A 21,261-nucleotide genomic window follows, 5' to 3' on the forward strand; every position below is an offset into this window, starting at 1 on the left:
GCATGCAGCATGAAAGCGGGGAACCGCACCACGGGGTCCACTCATGGTGAGGGCGTGGACCCCGTGCGTGGTGATACGCCGTATACGCCCCCGTCAGCCGGAAGTGACCGGCAGGACAGAGCCCTTGTACTTCTCCGCTATGAACTTCTTCACGTCGGAGGAGACGAGAAGCTTCGCGAGCTTCTCGACGCGGGGGTCGTCCTCGTTGCCGCGTTTGACGGCCAGGAGGTTGGCGTAGGGGTTGTCCTTCGCCGACTCCAGGAGGATCGCGTCCTCGGCGGGGCTGAGGCCCGCGTCCTGGGCGTAGTTGTTGTTGATGACGGCCACGTCCAGGTCGTCGAGCGAGCGCGGCAGTTGGGCCGGGTCCAGCTCCTTGAACCTCAGGTGCTTCGGGTTGGCCGTGATGTCCGCGGGGGACGCGTCCGTGCCCGCACCCTTCTTGAGGGTGATCAGCCCCTTGGCGGCAAGGAGTTTGAGGGCGCGTCCCTCGTTGGTGGTCTCGTTCGGCACGGCGACGGTGGCTCCGTCGGCGAGCTTCGCGATGTCCTTGATCTTCTTGGAGTACACGCCCATCGGCGGCAGGTAGGCCTGGACGACGGAGACCAGGTCGGTGCCCTTGGACTTGTTGAACTCGTCCAGGAAGGGCTGGTTCTGGTAGAGGTTCGCGTCCAGCGAGCCCTCCTGGAGCGCGGTGTTCGGCAGGACGTAGTCCGTGAACTCCTTGATCTCCAGCTTCAGTCCGGCCTTCGCGGCCAGGTCGTCCTTGATGTACGTCAGGACCTCGCCGGCCGGCACGGCGGTGGCGCCGACGACGAGCGCGCCGTCGGCCTTGCCACCGCTCCTGCCGGAGTCGGAGCCCGAACCGCAGGCCGTGAGGCCGAAGACGGTCACGGCGAGTCCCGCCGCCGTGACGGCGATGCTCTTGCGCATGGTGATTCCCCCGGCTCTGTTCAGAAGGACGGTCAGAAGGACGGGATGACGGAACCGGCGTACTTGTCCTCGATGAACTTCTTCACCTCGGGCGAGGTCAGCAGCTTCGCGAGCTTCTTGACGCGCGGGTCCTTCTCGTTGCCCTTCTTCACGGCGAGGAAGTTGCCGTAGGGGTTGTTCGTCGCGGACTCCAGGATCAGGGCGTCCTTGGCGGGCTTCAGGCCCGAGGAGATCGCGTAGTTGCCGTTGATGACGGCCGCGTCGACGTCGTCCAGGGAGCGCGGGGTCTGGGCCGCCTCCAGCTCCTTGAACTTGAGCTTCTTCGGGTTCTTGGTGATGTCCGCGGGGGTCGCCTCGTTGCCCACACCGGACTTGAGGGTGATCAGCCCGTTCGCCGCGAGCAGCTTGAGGGCGCGGGCCTCGTTCACGCTGTCGTTCGGGACGGCGACGGTCGCGCCGCTCTTGAGGGCGTCGGCGCTCTTGACCTTGTGGGAGTAGAGGCCGAGCGGCTCCAGGTGGACCGTGACGACGGGCACGATGTGGGTGCCGTTCTTCTTGTTGAAGTCGTCGAGGTACGGCTGGTTCTGGAAGTAGTTGGCGCCCACCGAACCGTCCTCGGTCGCCGTGTTCGGCGTGACGTAGTCGGTGAACTCCTTGACCTCCAGGTCGAGTCCGGCCTTCTTCGCCAGGTGGTCCTTGACGTAGTCGAGGATCTCGGCGTGCGGCGTGGGGCTCGCGGCGACGACCAGCGGTCCGCTGTAGTCGGAGGAGGCCGAGGAGGAACCGCTGCCCGAGCCGCAGGCGGAGAGCCCGAAGGTGAGGGCTCCGGCGGCGAGGACGGCGGTGGTGAGCTTTGCGGTGTTACGCACGAAAAGTGCCTTTCCTGAAGGGTGTCGCGTGGTACGACCCCGCGATGGGTGGTGCGGGGAGTCTGGGGGTGCCTGGGTGCCTACGCGGCTTTCAACAGCCGGAGCCTCGGCGCGGCGCCGGACTGTCCGCCGCGCCGGTGCAGCGAGCGGGCCGCGTAGTCGCCGGCGAACTGGATGAGGGAGATGACGACCGCGAGGATCGCCACGGTGATCCACATCAGCTGGGTCTCGAAGCGCTGGTAGCCGTAGCGGATGGCGATGTCGCCGAGGCCGCCCGCGCCGACCGTGCCGGCCATCGCGGAGTAGCCGATGAGCGCGACGATCGTGGTCGTGGTGCTGGAGATCAGCGAGGGCAGGGACTCCGGTACGAGGACCTTGCGCACGACGGTCCAGGTGTTGCCGCCCATCGACTGCACGGCCTCGACGAGCCCGCCGTCCACTTCCCGGACAGCTGTCTCGACAAGGCGCGCGAAGAAGGGGATCGCCCCGATCGCGAGCGGCACGATGGCGGCCTCGCGGCCGATGGTCGTGCCGGTGATCGTCCGCGTGAAGTTCATCAGCGCGACCATGAGGATGATGAACGGCAGCGAGCGGGCGACGTTCACGATCTGCCCGATGACCTTGTTCGCGGCGACGTTCTGGAGCAGTCCGCCGCGGTCGGTCAGGACGAGCAGGATGCCGAGCGGGAGCCCTCCGACGACGGCGATGACCGTGGACCAGCCGACCATGTAGAGGGTGTCCCAACACGCCTGGGACAGCAGGGGCTGCATCTCCGACCAGGTCACTTGGCACCTTCCTTCAGCAGTACGGGCTCCTGGCCCACCACGTCGATCTGCAGGCCCTGTTCGCGCAGGAAGCCGATCGGCACGACGTTGTCGTCGTAGCGGCCGGGCAGTTCGATGCGCATGCGGCCGACCTGGAGTCCGCCGACGGTGTCGATGGCGGCGCCGAGGATCGAGATGTCGATGTTGTAGGTGCGCGAGAGCTGGGAGATGACCGGCTGGGTGGCTGCCTCGCCGTGGAAGGTGACGTCGACGACCGTGCGGTCAGCGCCGTGCGCCTCACCGCTGACCGGGAAGAGCGCGGAGGCCAGCTCGGAGCCCGGGGTCGCGAGCAGTTCGCTCACCGTGCCGGACTCGACGATGCGGCCGTTCTCCATGAGCGCGGCCGAGTCGCACACGTTCTTGACGACGTCCATCTCATGGGTGATGAGCAGGACGGTCAGGCCCAGCTGCCGGTTCAGGTCGCGCAGCAGCTGGAGGATCGAGCGGGTGGTCTCCGGGTCGAGCGCGCTGGTGGCCTCGTCGGAGAGCAGCACCTTGGGGTCGCCGGCCAGCGCGCGGGCGATGCCGACGCGCTGCTTCTGACCGCCGGAGAGCTGCGCCGGGTAGGACTTTGCCTTGTCCGAGAGCCCGACGAGGTCGAGGAGTTCGAGGGCCTTGGCGGACCGCTCCTTCCCCGACTTGCCGAGGATCTCCAGCGGCAGCTCGATGTTGTCCTGCACGGTCCGCGAGGAGAGCAGGTTGAAGTGCTGGAAGACCATGCCGATACGGCTGCGCGCCTGCCGGAGTTCCCGTCCGGCGCGCGGTCCGCGCCCGGCGAGGGCGGTGAGGTCCTGCCCGGCGACGGTGACCGTGCCCGCGGTGGGCTTCTCCAGCAGGTTGACGCAGCGGATGAGCGAGGACTTGCCGGCGCCGGACTGGCCGATGACGCCGTAGACCTCGCCTTCGCGGACGTGGAGATCGACGCCGTCGAGGGCGGTGACCTCACGGCCGCGTGAGCGGTAGACCTTGGTCAGGCCCGATGTGGTGATCACTGGGGTTCCATGACTGTCGGGTACGCGGGCGTGGGTGTGCCCTGGGTACGAGGGGGGAAATGTGCGCGGGGCGGCGTCAGTCACGTACGAGATGCGAGGTACGGACATGCCACAGCGGCTCGCTTCGGGGCGCGAGGCTCGGGGGTGGTGCGGGGGCCCTCTAGAAGGCGCACATTCGACACATACAACGAGCACCGGGCGTCAGGGTCGCCTCGGTCGCAAGGGTGCGGCAGCTCGTCGTGGTCATGGAATCAGTAAAGCAGACGTACGGTCCTGACAAAGTGCCGCTGTCCGCATGCCGGACAGCGGCGGACGCCCGTCAGGCGCGCACGGAGATCTCGACTTCCCCGTCGCTGACCAGGGCGGACAGGGCTGACAGGTCACTCACAACAAGATCGGCATCGAGCTCGTGGGCCTCGTGGGTTGTGGCCAATGCCACGGTGATCATTCCGGCCGCGCGGCCCGCCTGGAGTCCCGCCGGGGCGTCCTCGAAGACGACACACCGGGCCGGGTCGACACCCAACTGGCGGGCGGCGAGCAGGTAGGGCTCGGGGTCGGGCTTGCCGCGCGTGACGTCCTCGGCGACCACGAGGGTCTTGGGAAGGATGCCGGCGTGCGCGAGCCGGGCCTCGGCGAGGCGCCGGGTGGCGGAGGTGACGACGGCCCAGCGGTCGGCGGGCAGCGAGTCGAGGAAGTCCCGGGTGCCGGGCAGCGGAACGGCACCCCCATGGGGCACGTCCTCGACCTCCAGCGCCTCGATCCGCGCGACCGCCGCCGGGACGACGTCGGCGGGCAGCAGGTCGGCGGCTATCGCCACGGCGGTCCGCCCGTGCAGTTCGACCCGGGCGAAGTCCTCGGCGGTGATCCCGAACTCCTCCGCCCACCGGGTCCAGCACCGGCGCACGGATTCGAGGGAGGAGACGAGCGTGCCGTCGTTGTCGAACAGGAGGGCCTCAGCGTGGATCTTCATGTTCCCGACCCTACGGTCACCTGCCTTTTGGCCCGTAATAGGGTCACTGCATGCTTGATGCCCTGACGCTGGTGACCGGTGTCGCCGCGCTGCTGCTCGCCGCCTGGTGCGGGTGGGCGGCCTACCGTGATCAGCCGACCAAGGACTGGCACTTCATCGGCATGGCCGTCGTCACCCTGCTGGCCACGGTCCAACTGGTGGTCGGCATCGTGCAGTTGGCGCGCGGCGAGAAGGCGGAGCAGGGCACGGTGATCTTCGTGGCGTATCTGCTGGGCGCGTTCGCGTCCGTCCCGGCGGCGGGCTTCATGTCCCTGACGGAGCGCACGCGTTGGGGTTCGATCACGGCCGCGGCCGGCGGTGTGGTCCTCGCCGTGCTCGAAGTGCGGCTCTACGACATCTGGGGAAGCTGAGATGACCACCGTGGAAGAGAACACCGTGGAAGAGAAGCCCAAGCGGCTCATCAGCGGGCCCGGCATGCTGCTCGTCTGGTTCTACGGCGTGATGGTCGTCGGCGCGGTCTCCCGCTCCGTCTACCAGATCGCCACCGAGTTCGACCGGGCCCCGCTCGCCTACTCCCTGTCCGCCGTCGCGGGCCTGGTGTACGGATTCATCACGTACTCCCTGATCCGCGGCGGTGAGAAAGCCCGCCTGGCGGCACAGGCGTGCTGCGCCGCCGAACTCGCGGGTGTCCTCATCGTCGGTACGTTGACCGTGTTCGACAGCTCGGCCTTCCCGGACGCGACGGTCTGGTCGTACTACGGCGCGGGGTACATCTTCATCCCCGTGCTGCTGCCGCTGTCCGCGCTGTACTGGCTGCGGAAGAACCGCACGACCGAAACCGCCGACTCCGTCACGCCGTAGCGACGTACGCCTCGACCGGCTTCTCCAGGACGATCATCGGTACGCCGTCGTCGCCCTGGGAGGTGCCTACGGTCTCGTAGCCGACGCGGCGGTACAGGCGGAGGTTGCCCTCGCTGCGGTGGCCGGTGTGGAGGCGGAACTTCTTGGCGCCGCGTTCCCCGGCGAGGGCCGACTCGGCCGCGCGGAGGAGGCGGGCGCCGATGCCGTGGCCCTGGAGGCGTGGGTGGACGCAGAGCTTGCCGATGGCCGCCGCGCCGTCCTCGGTCACCGTGCCGCGGACCGATCCGACCACCTCCTCGCCCAGCCGGGCGACGAAGACGCAGTCGGAACCCACCTCGTCCCGGACCGAGTCGAGGCTCTGGACGAGCGGGTCGATGCGGTAGTTGCCGTACAGCGCCGCCTCGCTCTGGAAGCACAGGTACTGCAGCCTGAAGATCTGCTCTGAGTCCTGCTCGGTCGCCACCGAGATGGTCACGCTCATGCCCATGTGCGCACGCCTCCCGCTCACCTGATCGCCACTTGATTCCTCACTCCTATCCCCGTGCTTCGTGGGCCGCAACCTCCGGCGTCAGCAATCGCCGAAGACATCCCAGACATCTGGAACGTTCCGGGCCGAGACTGCCCTGTGAGATACCCAACTCCCCCGCGATCTCGCGGTAGGTGAGGTCCTTGGGCGACAGCAGCGCCTCCATCAGCCGCGGGCAACGGCCCGGCAACCGGCGCACCGCGTCGTGCAGCGCGCGATGCCGCGCCGCCGTGAGCGCGGCCTGCTCGGGGCCGCGGTCGCTGTCGTCGACAGGATCATCGGCGTACGACTGTTCAAGGCGAGCGGTACGGCGGCTGCGCTGGGCCTCCGAGCGGACCGCGCGGCGGAGCCAGCGCTGGGGGTCGACCGGGGGGCCGGAGGCGTCGAGGCGCTCCAGGAGGCGGAGCCAGACGGCCTGTTCGAGGTCGCCGGGCTCGGTTCCGGAGGCATATGCCTCGGCCGAGGCCTCGGCGGCGAGCAAGGGGCGCAAGGTGGCGACAAGTTGGTGCGTCATATGCGGCACGACGCGACCGCCCCGGCACGAGGTTGCCGGGGCGGCCGTCTGTCACTCCAACGGGGCGCGGGGCTCAGCCGTTGACGAAGTCCGCGCGGGCGAGCAGACCGGTGTCGGCGTTGTCGGTGAAGACCCCGTCGATGCCGGTGGCGAAGTACCGCTTGAAGGCGCCGAACGCGTCGCCGTAGGCGTCCGCGGCCGTGCCCTTGCGGTACTCCAGCGGCAGGAAGGGGTTCTCGTTGCGCATGGTGTAGGGGTGCAGGATCAGGCCCGCCTTGTGCGCGTCGGCGACCAGGGTGGTCTCCTTGTTCAGGCTGCCGTCGGCGTTCTTCGTGATGATCAGGTCGAGCGTCGGGCCCAGGCCGTCCGCGTACGTCGCGATCTCGGCGAGACCCTTCGGCTTGACCAGGTCGTCGACCGTGCGCGGGTCGCCCTGGTCGATGAAGTCGAAGGGCTGGGTGCCCGTGCCGGACAGCAGCACGACCAGCGGGTTGCCGACGAGCTTGTTGATCTTCGCGATGCTGGTCGGCTCGAAGGACTGGATCAGGACCGGCGAGTTCTTACGGTCCTTGCCGTGCTTGCGCAGGATCGTCGAGAGCAGCTTCTCCATCTCGAACCCGCGCTTGCGGAAGTAGGTGGGGTGCTTCATCTCGGGGTAGATCCAGACCTGCTTGCCGCGCTTGCGGGTCTGCTCGTCCTGCCACTTGAGGACCTCCTCAAAGGTGGGGATCTCCCAGCGGCCGTTGTAGAGCGTGTTGTGCGGGCGGTTGACCGGGATGCGCTCGATCGCGCGCAGGGTCTTCAGCTCGGCGAGCGTGAAGTCCTCGGTGAACCAGCCGGTCGTGGAGACGCCGTCCAGCAGCTTGGTGGTCTTGCGCGAGGCGAACTCGGGGTGGTCGGCGACGTTCGTCGTGCCGCCGATCTCCGGCTCGTGTCGGCAGACCAGGTGGCCGTCCTTGGTGGGGACGAGGTCACCGGCCTCGACGATGTCGGCGCCCAGGTCGAGGGCCAGGTTGTACGAGCCGAAGGTGTGCTCCGGGCGGTAGCCGCTGGTACCGCGGTGACCGACGATCGTCGGCTTGGGCAGGTCCTTCAGGCCGCTGCCCCCATGGCGGGCCGTCGTGGCCTCGGCGGCTCTCGCCGTACCCGCCGGTCCGAGTGCGGCCACTCCCGCGCCGAGTACGGCGGCGCCGAGCAGCGCCCGTCGTCCGGTGCCGCCCACTCGCTCGTTCGGCCCCTGCGTTCCCTGCGTGTCCATGAAACCTCCTGGCGTCGCCCCGTTCGCTGCGCGCCGATCGTAGGTGCGCGTACATGACGAACGGGAGACCTCGGCCGGAACACGGCGGTGACGCTGGATGTCGTACCGGCTGGCAGGTTTGACCCGCCGTCACCGAGGAACGCGAGATGCGTCACAACATGGCGGCCCGGTTACGGGACGGTCCTGGCGCGGCACCGCAGGTAAACGTGCGTCAACACTGCGTAAGACCTCGGTGAACCCGATGTGCAATACCCCGGGCGCCGCGAGTATCGTCCTCACCTGCACCGATTTATATCGAACCCCTTGACACCGGAGGGCCCGTTGTCCCGCTTCGCGCTCATCAAGGCACTGCTCGGACCGATCATGCGCCTGATGTTCCGCCCCCGGGTGGAGGGAATCGAGCACATCCCGGGAGACGGTCCGGTGATCCTGGCCGGCAACCACCTCACGTTCATCGACTCGATGATCCTTCCGCTGGTCTGCGACCGGCAGGTGCTGTTCATCGGCAAGGACGAGTACGTCACCGGTGAGGGGTTCAAGGGCCGTCTCATGGCCTGGTTCTTCACCGGGGTCGGGATGATTCCGGTGGACCGGGACGGGGCGAACGGCGGCGTCGCCGCGCTCATGACCGGGCGGCGCATCCTGGAGGAGGGCAAGGTCTTCGGGATCTACCCCGAGGGGACGCGGTCGCCCGACGGCCGGCTGTACCGGGGGCGGACCGGGATCGCTCGGCTCACGATGATGACCGGGGCGCCGGTTGTTCCGTTCGCGATGATCGGGACGGACAAGTTGCAGCCGGGCGGGGCGGGGTTTCCTCGGCCGGGGAAGGTCACTGTTCGGTTCGGTGAGGCGATGGAGTTCTCCCGGTACGAGGGGATGGACCGGGACCGGTATGTGCTGCGGGCTGTGACCGACTCCGTGATGACTGAGGTCATGCGGTTGTCGGGGCAGGAGTACGTGGATATGTACGCGACCAAAGCCAAGGCTGCGTAAGCCTCCGGCGGTTGACCGTTTTCGACTGCGGGTCCGTTGTGGCTGGTCGCGCCTACGCGGCGGAGCCGCACATCGATACAGCCCCGCGCCCCTTACGGGGCGCTTTCCAACCGTTGGCCTCGCAGCATGAACCATGCTGCGACTGCCGTTGCCAGTAGGACTGTTGCGCCTACCGCCGATGCCACGCTGAGGCCGCTGACGAAGGCTTCTCTTGCTGACGTAAGCATCTGCTGAGCCGTCTGTGTGGGCATACTTGCCGCTGCTTCCACCGCGCCGCCCAACGACTCGTGCGCTCCGCTCGGAGTGCCCGCCGGAGCTGCGAAGCCTCGGTACACGCCCGTCACGATCGAGCCGAGTACGGCGATTCCCAGGGCCGCGCCCAACTCATAGGCCGTTTCCGAGACCGCCGATGCCGCTCCCGCCTGTTCCTTCGGTACGGAGGAGAGGATGACGTCGGCTGTCACCGTGAAGGAGAAGCCGGCGCCTACACCGACCACCAGCAGGGCGGCGCCCAGGAGTGGGTAGCCGGTCGACTGGTTGAGGGTGGTCAGTACGGCGAGGGACAGGCCGACCGCTGCCAGGCCGCCGGCGACCACCGCGCGGACCGAGAAGCGGCGGGCTGTCCTTCCCGCGATCAGGCCGGCCGCCACCGCGCCTACGGCGGCGGGGATTTCGGCCAGGCCCGCCTCGAACGGGCCCCTGCCCTGGACCAGTTGCAGGTACTGGGAGAGGAAGAAGACCAGGCCGGACAGGCCGAGGATGGTCAGCAGGTCGGCCAGGACCGCCGCGCTGAAGCCGCGGTTGCGGAACAGGCGCATGTCCAACAGGGGTGCGGGGAGCGTGAGTTGGCGGCGTACGAACCAGTACAGGGCCGCCGCGCCCAGTGCGCCCACCGCGAGTGAGGGCAGCTCGAAGCCGTGGGTCGCGGCTTCCTTGACGGCGTAGACCACGCCGATCACGCCGATCAGGGAGAGGACCACGCTGATCAGGTCCCACGGGCCCGGGTTGGGGTTCTTGGACTCGGGGAGGGTCTTGATGCCTACCAGGACCAGGACCGCCATCACGGGCAGGTTGATGAGGAAGACCGAGCCCCACCAGAAGTGTTCGAGGAGGAAGCCGCCCGCTACCGGGCCGACTGCCGTACCGGCGGAGGCTGTTGCGCCCCAGATGCCTACGGCGAGGCTGCGTTCGCGCGGGTCGTGGAAGAGGTTGCGGATCAGGGCGAGGGTGGCGGGCATCAGGGTCGCGCCCGCGACGCCGAGGAGCGCCCGCGCCAGGATCATCAACTCCGGTGTCGTGGCGTAGGCGTTGAGGATCGAGATCGCGCCGAACGCCGTGGCTCCGATCAGCAGGATCTTCTTGCGGCCTATGCGGTCGCCGAGGCTGCCCATCGACACGAGCAGGCCCGCGATGACGAAGGAGTAGACGTCGCCGATCCAGAGGAGTTGGGTGCCGGACGGCTTCAAGTCCTCGCTGATGTAAGGGGTTGCGAGGCCCAGGACGGTCGCGTCCACGGCCACCAGCAGCACGGCGAGCACGAGGACGGAGAGCGCGAGCCAACGGCCCGGGCGCTTCTCCGTCTCCGATGCGAGGGCCGGCCGCAGGGTGCTGGTCATGATTCCTCTCTCTGTGTTTCGTCTCGTCGTAGTGCGCCGCCGAGCAGCAGCTCGGCGATCATGCGGGTGAAGTCCTTGGGGGCGCCCTTGCCGCTCTGCACCATCCAGGCGCCGGAGGCCAGCAGGCCGAACAGCGCCTCGGTGAGCCAGGCAGGCGTCAGGTCGATGCGGAACTCGCCGTTCTGCTGGCCGCGCCGGAACACGGCGGTGATGCGGTCGTCGATCCGGGCCCAGCCCGCGTGCTGTTCCTCGCCCTCGAACAGCTGGTTCTCGGTGTAGAGGAAGGCGAGCAGACCGGCGGCCGGTTCTACCTCGCGGACGAGCCGTCGTACGGCGTTCTCGGCGGGGTTCTCGTCCAGCCGCGCCGCCTCCAGCGCGGTCTCGCACTCCGCGATGCCGAGTGCCTCCAGCGCCCGTACGAGCGCGTCGCGGCCCGCGAACTGGCGGTGCAGCGTGGCCCGGCTGATCCCGGCCGCCTTGGCGACCTCGTCCATGGTCGCGGTGGACTTGCGGGTCAGCAGGGCCGCGGCGGCGCGGAGAACGTGGTCGCGGTCGAGAGCCATGAGACAACCATAACCCACATGAGACACTCACGTCTCATCGGGTGCATGACTGTCTCATGGGTGGTGGGTTGCCAGGGGTTTTTCTCAGTGCCAGGGCAACTGCCCGCGCTTCTCCCAGTACGTCCGCGGCTCCTCGGCGAGGGTCGCGAGGCGGGACAGCTGGTCGTCGTCGAAGTCCACGACGGCCGCGTGCAGGTTGGACGCGAGCTGGCCGACGGTCGCCGCGCCGGAGAGGACCACGCCGGACCAGGGTTCGCGCAGGATCAGCGCGAGGGCGACCGCGTCGGAGCCCAGGTTCGTCTCCTCGGCCACGGCCTTCAGCGCGTCCGGGGCGTGCGGGTCCGCCAGCCTTCCGTTGGCCATGCCCTCCTTGACGATCACCGTGAGGCCGGCGTCGTGGGCCTCGGCGAGGGCAGGGCCCGCAGAGGTCTCCAGGGCGTTGTACGTCGACTGGACCGTACGGAAGAGGGGCTCGCCGTCCACCGTCACCGTGAGCGCGGCACGGATCGCGTCCGCCTGGGCGGGGCCACTGGTGGAGAAGCCGATGGTGACGCCCGTTGCCGCCAACTCGGCCAGTTTCGCGTGGAGTTCCTTGTCGGTGAGGGCCGGGCTGTCGGGGGTCACCGAGTGGATCTGGTAGAGGTCGAGGCGGTCGCCGAGCAGTTCGGCGGTCTCGGCGCGCTGGCGGTCGTAGGTCCGGACGCTGTGGTCCTTGACCTCGTGCTTCTCCGCGTCCATGGTCCAGTCGGCGGTGTAGGTGTAGCCCCACTTGCTGCCGACCACGATGTCGTCCAGGTCGGGGTGGGCCTTCAGCCAGTCGGCCAGGAACTCCTCGGAGCGGCCGTAGGAGCGGGCTGCGTCGAAGTAGCGGACACCCTGCGCGTACGCGGCGTCGAGGAGGTCGTGGGTGCGGGTGCGGAGGGTTTCTACGGTGCGGTGCTCTCCGAGGTCTTCTTCTCGGCCCAGGTTGATGTAGCCGGGGCGGCCTACTGCGGCGAGGCCCAGTCCGATGTGGCTGGTGGGGGTTGTTGCGTTGGCCAGTCGGGCGAAGGGCATCGCGGGCTCCGTTGGTCGGCTGTGGTGCGGCTTTGACCAACGTAACCCTTGATGACCTTCGCCCTTGAGCTCGGGTTGTTGCGGTGCGTTTGGCGGGTGCGGGTGCGTTGTGGCTGGTCGCGCAGTTCCCCGCGCCCCTAATAGCGCTTAGCTCTTCGCTGTTGACCAGGCGTGCTGGGTCTCCAAGTCGCGCTTCACCTCGGCCAGTTGGATGGCTACCGCGCTCGGGGCCGTGCCGCCTCGGGCGTTGCGGGAGGCCAGGGCGCCCGGCACGTTCAGGACCGTCCGCACCTCCGGGGTCAGGTGGGGGGAGATCTTCGCGAACTGTTCGTCGGTGAGGCCGTCCAGTTCGATGCCCTCGGACTCGGCGACCTTGACGCACTCGCCGGCGACCTCGTGGGCCACCCGGAAGGGGACGCCCTGCTTGACCAGCCACTCGGCGATGTCCGTGGCGAGGGAGAAGCCGGCCGGGGCCAGTTCCTCCATGCGGTCGCGGTGGATGGTGAGGGTGGCCATCATGCCGGTGAACGCCGGGAGCAGGACCTCCAGTTGGTCGATGGAGTCGAAGACCGGCTCCTTGTCCTCCTGGAGGTCGCGGTTGTAGGCGAGCGGGAGGGCCTTGAGCGTGGCCATCAGGCCCGTGAGGTTGCCGATCAGGCGGCCGGACTTGCCGCGCGCCAGCTCCGCGATGTCCGGGTTCTTCTTCTGCGGCATGATCGACGAGCCCGTGGAGAACGCGTCGTGCAGGGTCACGAAGGAGAACTCCTTCGTGTTCCAGATGATGATCTCCTCGGCGATCCGGGAGAGGTTCACCCCGATCATCGCGGTGATGAAGGCGAACTCGGCGACGAAGTCGCGGGAGGCCGTGCCGTCGATGGAGTTGGCGACCGAGCCGTGCTCGAAGCCGAGGTCCTTCGCCACCGACTCCGGGTCCAGACCCAGGGAGGAACCCGCCAGCGCGCCCGAGCCGTACGGGGAGACGGCAGTCCGCTCGTCCCACTGGCGCAGGCGTTCCGCGTCCCGGGACAGAGGTTGCACGTGGGCCAGCATGTGGTGGGCGAACAGCACCGGCTGGGCGTGCTGGAGGTGGGTGCGGCCGGGCATCGCCACGTCGGGGTGAGCCTCCGCGAGGCCGATCAGCGCGTCCTGGAGGTCGGCGATGAGGCCGCCGAGAGTGCGGGCGTGGTCGCGCAGGTACATCCGGAAGAGGGTCGCGACCTGGTCGTTGCGGGAGCGGCCCGCGCGCAGCTTGCCGCCGAGGTCGGGGCCGAGGATCTCCAACAGGCCGCGTTCCAGGGCCGTATGGACGTCCTCGTCGGCGATCGTGCCCACGAGGGAGCCGTCGGCGACGTTCGCCGCGAGCTGGTCGAGGCCCGCGAGCATGCGGTTCAGCTCGTCGTCCGTGAGGAGGTTCGCCTTGTGCAGCACGCGCGCGTGGGCGCGGGAACCGGCGATGTCGTAGGGCGCGAGCCGCCAGTCGAAGTGGACGGACGCGGACAGCTTCGCCAGGGCCTCGGCGGGACCGTCGGCGAAACGACCGCCCCAGAGCCGTACGTCACCGCTGTTGCTGCTCACTTGCGCTGCTCCTCAAAGGCCGTGGGCGGGTCGCGATGTTCCGCGTTGTCCCTGTGTCGTCCCTGCATTGTCTCGCATGCATGATTATGCAGAGTTCTGTATGAATCGTCAATTTTAGTATCCCTTGAACGGCAGCAACCGCTTACCCGTACCTCTCGCCGGACGCAGGCGCCGCGTTTCTCCCCACGAGTCACCCCCAGTCCCCCTGACCCGAGTGAGGCATTCGCATGTCCAGGGCTCTCCCCAAGTACAACAAGCGTCGCGTCGTGTTCATCGGCGGTGCCGCCGCCGTGGTGCTGTCCGGCGCGGTCATCGCCGGGTCCGCTCTCGCCGGGACGCCGGACAAGAGCAGCACCGCGCAGAGCGCCCGGACGTTGGCCGACACGGGGACGATCTCCTGCCCCGACGTGAAGTCGCAGCTGCCCGCTGTTCCGGCTTCCGCGCAGGCCGAGGTCGACCGGAACCTCGCCCTTCTCGACACCCAGATCGCCGAGGCCAACAAGCGACTCGTCGACACCGTCGGACAGGGCGGCGCCAACTTCGTCCAGAACGCGATCCTCGGCCCGCTGAAGGACAAGCGGACCTCGACGATCGACCGGATCGCCATCGCCATCGGCCGTCAGGGCACCAAGCCGACCGGGCTCGACTCCCTGGCCACCTGCGCCCTCAGCACCGGTGGGACCGACGTCGGCGGGACGGAAACGGGCGGAACCGACACCGGTGCGACCGACACCGCGACCCCGAACGCCACGGCGTCCGCCACCGACGCGGCCGGGGGGACGGACACCACCACGGCGGCCGGGACCATCTCGTGCCCCGACGTGAAGTCGCAGCTCCCTGCCGTTCCGGCTTCCGCGCAGGCCGAGGTCGACCGGAACCTCGCCCTTCTCGACACCCAGATCGCCGAGGCCAACAAGCGACTCGTCGACACGGTGGGGCAAGGCGGCGCCAACTTCGTCCAGAACGCGATCCTCGGCCCGCTGAAGGACAAGCGGACCTCGACGATCGACCGGATCGCCATCGCCATCGGCCGTCAGGGCACCAAGCCCTCCGGTCTCGACTCCCTGGCCGCCTGCACGCTCACCAAGTGACGTGACAGGCAGCCGTGGCCGCCCCGATGAACGCCGGCCGGGGCGGCCACGGTCATGCCAGGACCGGCTATCTCTTCCCTGTTTGGCCCAACTGAGCTGCCGTCACCTCGTGTGCGCTCTACCGTCTGAGCCATGCGTCCCGGTGTTCTCACCCTTGCGTCCGCTTCCCTCCTTCTGCTGCTCGGTGCGGTGCCCGCGCGTGCGGCGGAGCCTCCGTCACCCTCGTCGCTCGCGGATACCGGGGGTGGGAGTCAGCTGATCCTGGCGGAGGCTCCGCGTGCCAATTCCACTGCGGGGACGCTGAGTTGGTGGGAGCGGTGGGGTGGGGCGTGGGTGAAGGTCGGGTCGGTGGCGGCTCGGTTCGGGGCGAAGGGGCTCGTCGAGGGTGGGGCTCGTCAGCAGGGGTCCTATACGACTCCGACCGGGTTGTACGACCTGCCGTTCGCCTTTGGGATCAAGGCGGCTCCTGGTGGGACCAAGGCCAAGTACCGGCGGGTCAGCGGGAGTTCGTGGTGGTGTGAGGACACTCGATCCCGGGTCTACAACCGGTGGAGTGAGCCGCTGGCGGGTGATTGTCGGGCGTCCGAGTCCGAGCGGTTGATCTCTTATACGACGCAGTACGCGTACGGGTTCGTCATCGGGTTCAACTACGCCAAGCCCGTGAAGGGGCGGGGGGCGGGGATCTTCCTGCATGTCAACGGGCGTGGGGCTACTGCCGGTTGTGTATCTGTGCCGAGAGATGCGATGCGGAGGATTCTTGCGTGGGTTGATCCTGGGCGGAGGCCGCATATTGCCATGGGGACGGTGAGCGGGGCTACGGCTATTACTCGGTACTGAATCGCGAAAGCGCCGTTTCGCTATCGGTCGTACGACGAATGCGGGCCGAATGCGGCTGGTCGCGCCCACGCGGCGGAGCCGCATATCGACACAGCCCCGCGCCCCTAAGCAGCTCCGCCTGACGGAAGTTTCACCGTGAACCTCGTCGCCCCTGCGCGGCTCTCCAGGGTCACGCTTCCTCCATGCGCCTCCGTCACCGCCGCAACGATCGACAGGCCCAGGCCCGCTCCTCCCCCGCCGCCCTCTGTTCGGCGGCGGTCTGCTCGGGTGAAGCGTTCGAAGACTCCCGGCTGGATCTCGGCAGGGACTCCAGGGCCGTCGTCGTGGACCACCAAGCAGGTTGGCCCGTCGGCCGGTTCCGTCTCCACCGTCACCGTCACCTCTGTGCCAACGGGTGTGTGCAGACGAGCGTTGGCCAACAGGTTGGCCAGCACCTGTTGGAGGCGGTGGGCGTCGCCCGTGACCGTGACCGGTTCCTCGGGGAGTTCGAGGGTCCAGCGGTGGTCGGGGCCGGCGGCGCGGGCGTCGGCCACGGCGTCGAGGACCAGGCGGGTGAGGTCGACCGGGCGGCGCTCGAGGGGGCGGCCCGCGTCGAGGCGGGCGAGGAGGAGCATCTCGTCGACCATGACGCCCATGCGGGCGGACTCCGCCGCTATGCGTTCCAGCGCCCGGGTGACCTTCGGCGGGACGGGGTCCGGGTGGAGGAGGGCGAGTTCGGCGTGGCCCCGGATCGACGCCACCGGGGTGCGCAGTTCGTGGCTGGCGTCGGCCGCGAAGCTGCGCAGCCGTTCCTCGCTGGCGTGCCGGTGGGTGAGCGCGTCCTCGACATGGCCGAGCATGCGGTTGAAGGCACCGGCGACCTTGCCCACCTCGCTGCGCGGGTCGGACTCGGGTGCCCGGGGCGGCAGGGTCACCTCACCGCTGGCCAGCGGGAGTTCACTGACCCGGGTGGCCGTGGCGGCGACCCGGCTGAGGGGCCGCAGGGACCAGCGCACCCAGAGCGCGCCCGCGAAACCGGCGATCAGGAGGGCCGCGCCGAAGACGATCGCCTCGACCGCCTCCAGCCGGTGGACCGTGGCCTCCACGGACTCCAGCGGGAGCCCGGTGATCATCACGTCGCCGTCCCGGCCCGCGGAGGCGAGGACCCGGTACCCGCCGAGGGACGAGAGATGGAGGGTGCGTGCCGTGCCTCCGGCCGGGACCGCGGCGAGTGCCGTCCTGTCCCGTGCGCTCAGGGTGACCTTCAGGTCCGTGGTGGCGTCGTCCTTGTCGGTGGGTACGACCGCCGCGTTGGTGACGGTGCCGTCGACCAGGCGGGCGCCGAACGTGCCCGGTGCCTGCCGGCGGGTGTCGCCGCGTTCCCGGTCGTCGGCGTCGTGGTCGGTCAGGGTCTGGCCGTTGTGCTCCAGGCTGGCCGGGAACTGGGTCCCGGCCTCGGTCAGTTGCTGGTCCAGGCGTCCGGTGAGGAAGCCGTCCAGCTCGATCACCGCGGCCACCCCGACGGCCGCGCAGCTGACCGCGAGCAGCACCACCAGGCCCGCCGTGAGGCGCGCCCGCAGGGTGTGCGGCCACCGCAGTCCCCGCAGTCCCCTGCACACTCCCCTGCGCATCAGGGCACCGGCTTGAGCACGTACCCGGCCCCGCGCACGGTGTGGATCATGGGGGCGCGGCCCGCGTCCACCTTCTTGCGCAGGTACGAGATGTACAGCTCGACGACATGGGCCTGGCCGCCGAAGTCGTAGGACCAGACGCGGTCGAGGATCTGGGCCTTGCTGAGGACGCGGCGCGGGTTGCGCATGAGGAAGCGGAGCAGTTCGAACTCGGTCGGGGACAGCTCGACGAGTTCGCCCGCGCGGGTGACCTCGCGGGCCTCCTCGTCCATCACCAGGTCCCCGACCGTCATCCGGGGGCCCTCCTCCTGCTGACGGGCCATGCCCGCCCGGCGCAGCAGTCCGCGCAGCCGGGCGACGACCTCCTCCAGGCTGAAGGGCTTGGTGACGTAGTCGTCGCCGCCCGCGGTGATGCCGGCGATACGGTCCTCGACCGTGTCCCGGGCGGTGAGGAAGAGGACGCAGACGTCGGGCTTCACCTCGTGCAGGGAGCGCAGCACGCTGAAGCCGTCGGTGTCCGGGAGCATCACGTCGAGGACGACGGCGTCGGGCCGCAGCTCACGCGCGCCGACGAGCGCGGAGGCGCCGTCACCGGCCGCGCGGACCTCCCAGCCCTCGTAGCGCAGGGCACCGGACAGCACCTCGGCGAGGTCGGGGTCGTCGTCGACGACGAGGACGCGCACGGGGGTGCCGTCGGGGCGGGTGAGGGCCGGTCGGCCGGAGCGGGTCGTGTTCATGGCGTTTACCAGCATCTCCCCTGGCGGCGCCCCCGGCCGCCGTGGGCCGCTCTGAGTTTCCTCTGAGAAAGCTGAGAAAGGCGTCCGCTCAGAGAGCCCTCAGAGGTTCGGCCCGCACAGTTGCGTGCAGGACGGATGAAAGGACGCTCACATGACCACCGTGTACGAACGGCGGACGGCACCGCCTGTGGCGCCGGCTCCCCGGCGTTCGCCGGCGGGCGCGGTGCTCGGGCTGCTGTGGGCCGGTGCGGCGGCCGCGGTCGCCCTGTGGTGGGCGGACACCGGGTCGGTGGTCGGGGCCGCGGGCTGGCTGACCGGGGTCGGGCGGATGGCCGGACTGCTGTGCGGGTACGCCTGTGCCGTGCTCGTCGGTCTGATGGCGCGGGTGCCGCTGCTGGAGCGCCGGGTCGGCTCGGACCGGGTGGCCCGCTGGCACGCGATGGCCGGGCGGTACACGATCTGCCTGCTGGTCGTGCACGTCGTGTTCATCCTGCTCGGGTACGCCGCCCAGGACCGTGCCTCGATCGTGCACGAGACGGTCACGGTGGTCCTGGACTATCCGGACATGCTGAAGGCGACGTTCGGCGGGGTCATCCTGTTCGCGGTCGGCATCACCTCGGCCCGGGCCGCGCGGCGCAAGCTGAGTTACGAGTTCTGGTACTACGTCCATCTCCTCACGTACGTCGCCGTGTTCCTCGCCTTCTTCCACCAGCTGTCCCTGGGCAACGAGTTCAACGGCGACGCGGGAGCGACGGACGCCTGGTACGCGCTGTACCTCGGCGTCGCGGCCCTCGTCCTCTGGTACCGGATCCTCGCCCCCGTGCGGCTCAATCTGCGGCATCGGCTGCGGGTCGAGTCCGTGCACCGGGAGGCGCCGGGTGTCTACTCCGTCGTCGTACGCGGGCGGCGGGTCGACGAACTCGGCGCGGAGGCGGGGCAGTTCTTCCGCTGGCGGTTCTTCGGTGAGGGCATGGGCTGGGCGTCGACGCCGTACTCGCTGTCGGCGCCGCCCCGCCGGGACCTGCTGCGGATCACGGTCAAGGCGCTCGGCGACCACAGCGCGGCCGTGCCGTTGCTGCGGCCGGGTGCCCGGGTGTGGGCGGAGGGTCCGTACGGGTCGATGACCGCCCAACGGGGTTCCGGGCAGCGGTCGTTGCTGATCGCGGCCGGGGTCGGGATCACCCCGCTGCGGGCGCTGTTCGAGACGCTGCCGGGTGAGGTGACGTTGCTGTACCGGGCGCGTACGGCCCAAGACCTGGCGCTGGGGGCCGAGTTGGAGGCGATCGCACAGTGGCGCGGGGCGAAGGTGCTGTACGCGCTCAACGGGCCGCAGGGGCAGCGCCCTTCGCTCGGCGCGGCGGCCCTGCGCGCGGCCGTGCCCGGTCTAGCCGGGCACGACGTGTACATCTGCGGTCCGCACGCGTTCGCCCAGGAGTTGTACGGGGCACTGCGCGCCGCCGGTGTGCCGGACCGCCGTATCCATCACGAGTCGTTCGAGCTGTGAGGCCGTCGTGCATCCGTTGAGGAAGAACCGTCCGCTGCGCCGGATCGTGCTGGCGAGCGCGGTCACCGCGTCCGGTCTGGTGCTGCTGCTGGCGCTGAAGCCGCACACGACGCCCGCGATCGCGGTGGCGCCCGCGCCGGTCAGCTCCAACTCCGGTACGGGCTCGGGCGGTTCGACCGCCACGGGTACCAAGACCGTCACCGGGGACACCGTGCAGACCCAATGGGGTCCCGTCCAGGTGAAGATCACCGTGAAGAGCGGCAAGATCACCGATGTCACCGCGGTCCAGTCGCCGTCGGGCAATCCGCGCGACCAGGAGATCAACTCCTATGCCCTGCCGGAGTTGCGGAGCGAGACGCTGGCCGCGCAGAGCGCCAAGATCGACACGGTGTCGGGAGCCACCTACACAAGTGACGGTTACCGCCAGTCACTTCAGTCCGCACTGGACTCTGCGGGACTCTGAACGCACAGGCGCAACGGCACGTACTTCAGGGCCAAGGGAGCAGCCCACCCCCCTTGCCCCGTCCACGGAGGAACCGTGACCACCACGCTCGCAGGCGGACGTGCCGCCCGCCGCCAGACGATGCGCCGCATCCGCCCGCGCCGCTCCCCAGCGACCCTGCTGCTGCTCGCCGTCTGGGCGGGCGCGGTCGGGGTGCTGTGGCTGTGGTGGCACAACACGCCGTCCATCGCCGACCAGAACGGCAAGATCCTCAACGCGGGCCGTATCACCGGCCTGTTGGCGGGCTATCTGATGGCACTCGTCGTGCTCCAGATGGCCCGCGTGCCCGCCCTGGAGCGCCGGGTCGGCTCCGACCGGGTCGCCCGCTGGCACGCGATGAGCGGCCGCTACACGCTCTGCCTGGTCTTCGCGCACGTCTTCCTCATCATGTGGGGCTACGCCCTCCAGGCGGGCAAGACGCTGAGCGACATCGTCCAGCAGACCATCGACTCGGTGAACCAGCTGCCCGACATGGGCAAGGCCGCGATCGGCACGGGCCTGTTCCTGCTCATCGGCCTCTCGTCGATCGGCGCCGTCCGCCGCAGGCTGCCGTACGACACCTGGTACCACGTGCACCTGCTGACGTACGCGGCGGTGTTCTTCACCTTCTGGCACCAGATCACCACGGGCAACGACTTCGCGCTGACGCCGATCGCCAAGACCGTCTGGTACGGGCTCTACGGCACGGTCACCGCGCTGGTGGTCTGGTACCGGATCCTCACCCCGATCCGCCTCAACCTGCGGCACCGGATGCGCGTCGAGGCGGTCATCGAGGAGACGCCCGGCATCGTGTCGGTGCTGATCAGCGGGCGCAAGCTGCACCGGATCGGCGCGGAGGCGGGGCAGTTCTTCCGCTGGCGGTTCCTGGCGCCGGGCATGCGGTTCAGCTCGCACCCGTACTCGCTGTCGGCGGCACCCCGCCCGAACATGCTGCGGATCACGGTCAAGGCGATCGGCGACCACAGCGCCCGGCTGCGCGAGCTGCGGCCCGGCACCAGGGTGTGGGCCGAGGGCCCCTACGGCGCGATGACCTCGCAGCGGCGCACCCGCGGCAAGGTGCTGCTGGTCGCGGGCGGCGTCGGCATCACGCCGATGCGGGCCCTGTTCGAGACGCTGCCCGGCGCCGCCGGTGACATCACCCTGCTCTACCGCGCGAACACTACCCAGGACCTGGCGCTGTGGGACGAGTTGGCGAAGATCGCCGACGAGCGCGGCGCCCGGCTGATGTACGCGGTCAACAGTCCCGGCGGGGAGCGCCCCGACATCTCGGCGGACTCGCTGCGCCGGAAGCTGCCGGACATCGACCACCACGACGTCTTCATGTGCGGGCCGCCCGGCTTCGCGCAGTCTGTCTACGAAGCACTGCGCGGCGCCGGGGTTCCCGCCCGCCGTATCCATCACGAGTCGTTCGAGATGTGAGCGACGGGAGTCAG

Annotated in this window: 22 protein-coding genes; 8 read left to right on the forward strand and 14 right to left on the reverse strand. The window is 69.3% G+C overall.

From position 1 onward, the window contains the following. Nucleotides 1-93: 93 nt before the first annotated feature. The 5 genes from OG407_RS11960 to OG407_RS11980 all read right to left on the reverse strand — a co-directional run bounded on the left by OG407_RS11960 (nt 94) and on the right by OG407_RS11980 (nt 4,585). The gene (locus OG407_RS11960) at nt 94-930 is read right to left on the reverse strand and encodes a MetQ/NlpA family ABC transporter substrate-binding protein (RefSeq protein ID WP_405857548.1); all 837 of its coding nucleotides are present in this window, start codon (nt 928-930) and stop codon (nt 94-96) included. Nucleotides 931-962: 32 nt separating this feature from the next. Further along, nucleotides 963-1,799, reverse strand: a complete 837-nt coding sequence (locus tag OG407_RS11965; protein WP_403589948.1) for a MetQ/NlpA family ABC transporter substrate-binding protein — start codon at nt 1,797-1,799, stop codon at nt 963-965. A gap of 80 nt (nt 1,800-1,879) precedes the next feature. After that, nucleotides 1,880-2,584, reverse strand: a complete 705-nt coding sequence (locus OG407_RS11970) for a methionine ABC transporter permease (protein WP_317774850.1) — start codon at nt 2,582-2,584, stop codon at nt 1,880-1,882. Next, a complete protein-coding gene (locus OG407_RS11975) occupies nt 2,581-3,615 on the reverse strand; it encodes a methionine ABC transporter ATP-binding protein (RefSeq protein WP_405857551.1) in 1,035 nt (344 codons plus the stop codon). Before OG407_RS11975 ends, OG407_RS11970 begins: the two co-directional genes overlap by 4 nt. A 319-nt stretch (nt 3,616-3,934) precedes the next feature. Then, entirely contained in the window at nt 3,935-4,585 is a 651-nt protein-coding gene (locus OG407_RS11980) for an HAD family hydrolase (RefSeq protein WP_405857553.1), read from the reverse strand. 50 nt (nt 4,586-4,635) lie between these two features. Here OG407_RS11980 and OG407_RS11985 point away from each other — a divergent pair, with 50 nt between their 5' ends. Beyond that, nucleotides 4,636-4,995, forward strand: coding sequence for a hypothetical protein (locus OG407_RS11985; RefSeq protein WP_327405367.1), 360 nt, complete (start codon nt 4,636-4,638; stop codon nt 4,993-4,995). A gap of 1 nt (nt 4,996) precedes the next feature. Continuing rightward, nucleotides 4,997-5,446: a hypothetical protein gene (locus OG407_RS11990; protein WP_405857555.1), complete on the forward strand. Its 450-nt coding sequence runs from the start codon at nt 4,997-4,999 to the stop codon at nt 5,444-5,446. Here OG407_RS11990 and OG407_RS11995 read toward each other — a convergent pair. From OG407_RS11995 to OG407_RS12005, 3 genes are all read right to left on the reverse strand, one after another. Next, nucleotides 5,436-5,933 carry a GNAT family N-acetyltransferase gene (locus tag OG407_RS11995; protein ID WP_019059851.1) on the reverse strand — a complete coding sequence of 166 codons (498 nt, stop codon included), beginning with the start codon at nt 5,931-5,933 and terminating at the stop codon, nt 5,436-5,438. The two genes, OG407_RS11990 and OG407_RS11995, sit on opposite strands and share 11 nt — an antisense overlap. Before the next feature lie 46 nt (nt 5,934-5,979). Continuing rightward, the gene (locus OG407_RS12000) at nt 5,980-6,486 is read right to left on the reverse strand and encodes a sigma-70 family RNA polymerase sigma factor (RefSeq protein WP_405857557.1); all 507 of its coding nucleotides are present in this window, start codon (nt 6,484-6,486) and stop codon (nt 5,980-5,982) included. Between the two features lie 73 nt (nt 6,487-6,559). Next, complete coding sequence (locus OG407_RS12005) at nt 6,560-7,744, reverse strand: glycerophosphodiester phosphodiesterase (protein ID WP_405857559.1); 1,185 nt, start codon at nt 7,742-7,744, stop codon at nt 6,560-6,562. A 321-nt stretch (nt 7,745-8,065) separates the two neighbouring features. Between OG407_RS12005 and OG407_RS12010 the strand changes: the two genes are divergently transcribed. Further along, nucleotides 8,066-8,737, forward strand: coding sequence for a 1-acyl-sn-glycerol-3-phosphate acyltransferase (locus OG407_RS12010; RefSeq protein ID WP_019059854.1), 672 nt, complete (start codon nt 8,066-8,068; stop codon nt 8,735-8,737). Nucleotides 8,738-8,829: 92 nt separating this feature from the next. On the opposite strand, the gene OG407_RS12015 is transcribed toward OG407_RS12010, so the two are convergent. The 4 genes from OG407_RS12015 to argH all read right to left on the reverse strand — a co-directional run bounded on the left by OG407_RS12015 (nt 8,830) and on the right by argH (nt 13,547). After that, on the reverse strand, nt 8,830-10,353 hold the full coding sequence (locus tag OG407_RS12015; RefSeq protein ID WP_405857561.1) for an MFS transporter: 1,524 nt from the start codon (nt 10,351-10,353) through the stop codon (nt 8,830-8,832). After that, nucleotides 10,350-10,916: a TetR/AcrR family transcriptional regulator gene (locus tag OG407_RS12020; protein WP_405857563.1), complete on the reverse strand. Its 567-nt coding sequence runs from the start codon at nt 10,914-10,916 to the stop codon at nt 10,350-10,352. Before OG407_RS12020 ends, OG407_RS12015 begins: the two co-directional genes overlap by 4 nt. Nucleotides 10,917-11,000: 84 nt before the next feature. Beyond that, nucleotides 11,001-11,972 carry an aldo/keto reductase gene (locus tag OG407_RS12025; RefSeq protein ID WP_405857565.1) on the reverse strand — a complete coding sequence of 324 codons (972 nt, stop codon included), beginning with the start codon at nt 11,970-11,972 and terminating at the stop codon, nt 11,001-11,003. A gap of 147 nt (nt 11,973-12,119) precedes the next feature. Next, the gene (argH, locus tag OG407_RS12030; protein WP_405857567.1) at nt 12,120-13,547 is read right to left on the reverse strand and encodes an argininosuccinate lyase; all 1,428 of its coding nucleotides are present in this window, start codon (nt 13,545-13,547) and stop codon (nt 12,120-12,122) included. 227 nt (nt 13,548-13,774) lie between these two features. Here argH and OG407_RS12035 point away from each other — a divergent pair, with 227 nt between their 5' ends. Beyond that, a complete protein-coding gene (locus OG407_RS12035; RefSeq protein ID WP_405857569.1) occupies nt 13,775-14,638 on the forward strand; it encodes a hypothetical protein in 864 nt (287 codons plus the stop codon). Nucleotides 14,639-14,770: 132 nt separating this feature from the next. Then, nucleotides 14,771-15,475: a L,D-transpeptidase gene (locus OG407_RS12040; protein ID WP_405857571.1), complete on the forward strand. Its 705-nt coding sequence runs from the start codon at nt 14,771-14,773 to the stop codon at nt 15,473-15,475. Between the two features lie 104 nt (nt 15,476-15,579). On the opposite strand, the gene OG407_RS12045 is transcribed toward OG407_RS12040, so the two are convergent. Together OG407_RS12045 and OG407_RS12050 are read right to left on the reverse strand one after the other, a co-directional pair. Beyond that, nucleotides 15,580-17,085, reverse strand: a complete 1,506-nt coding sequence (locus tag OG407_RS12045; RefSeq protein ID WP_405857573.1) for a sensor histidine kinase — start codon at nt 17,083-17,085, stop codon at nt 15,580-15,582. Continuing rightward, on the reverse strand, nt 17,085-17,822 hold the full coding sequence (locus OG407_RS12050; RefSeq protein WP_328684445.1) for a response regulator transcription factor: 738 nt from the start codon (nt 17,820-17,822) through the stop codon (nt 17,085-17,087). Before OG407_RS12050 ends, OG407_RS12045 begins: the two co-directional genes overlap by 1 nt. A gap of 151 nt (nt 17,823-17,973) precedes the next feature. Between OG407_RS12050 and OG407_RS12055 the strand changes: the two genes are divergently transcribed. The 3 genes from OG407_RS12055 (at nt 17,974) to OG407_RS12065 (ending at nt 21,247) form a co-directional block, all read left to right on the forward strand. After that, nucleotides 17,974-19,326 (forward strand): ferric reductase-like transmembrane domain-containing protein, encoded by a 1,353-nt coding sequence (locus tag OG407_RS12055; protein WP_405857575.1) that lies wholly within the window; start codon nt 17,974-17,976, stop codon nt 19,324-19,326. A gap of 7 nt (nt 19,327-19,333) precedes the next feature. Further along, nucleotides 19,334-19,789: an FMN-binding protein gene (locus OG407_RS12060; RefSeq protein WP_405857577.1), complete on the forward strand. Its 456-nt coding sequence runs from the start codon at nt 19,334-19,336 to the stop codon at nt 19,787-19,789. A gap of 75 nt (nt 19,790-19,864) precedes the next feature. After that, complete coding sequence (locus tag OG407_RS12065; RefSeq protein WP_403589982.1) at nt 19,865-21,247, forward strand: ferric reductase-like transmembrane domain-containing protein; 1,383 nt, start codon at nt 19,865-19,867, stop codon at nt 21,245-21,247. The last annotated feature ends 14 nt before the right edge of the window (nt 21,248-21,261 follow it).

Origin of the sequence: Streptomyces sp. NBC_01515 (assembly GCF_045040345.1) — a bacterium.
GTDB lineage: Bacteria > Actinomycetota > Actinomycetes > Streptomycetales > Streptomycetaceae > Streptomyces.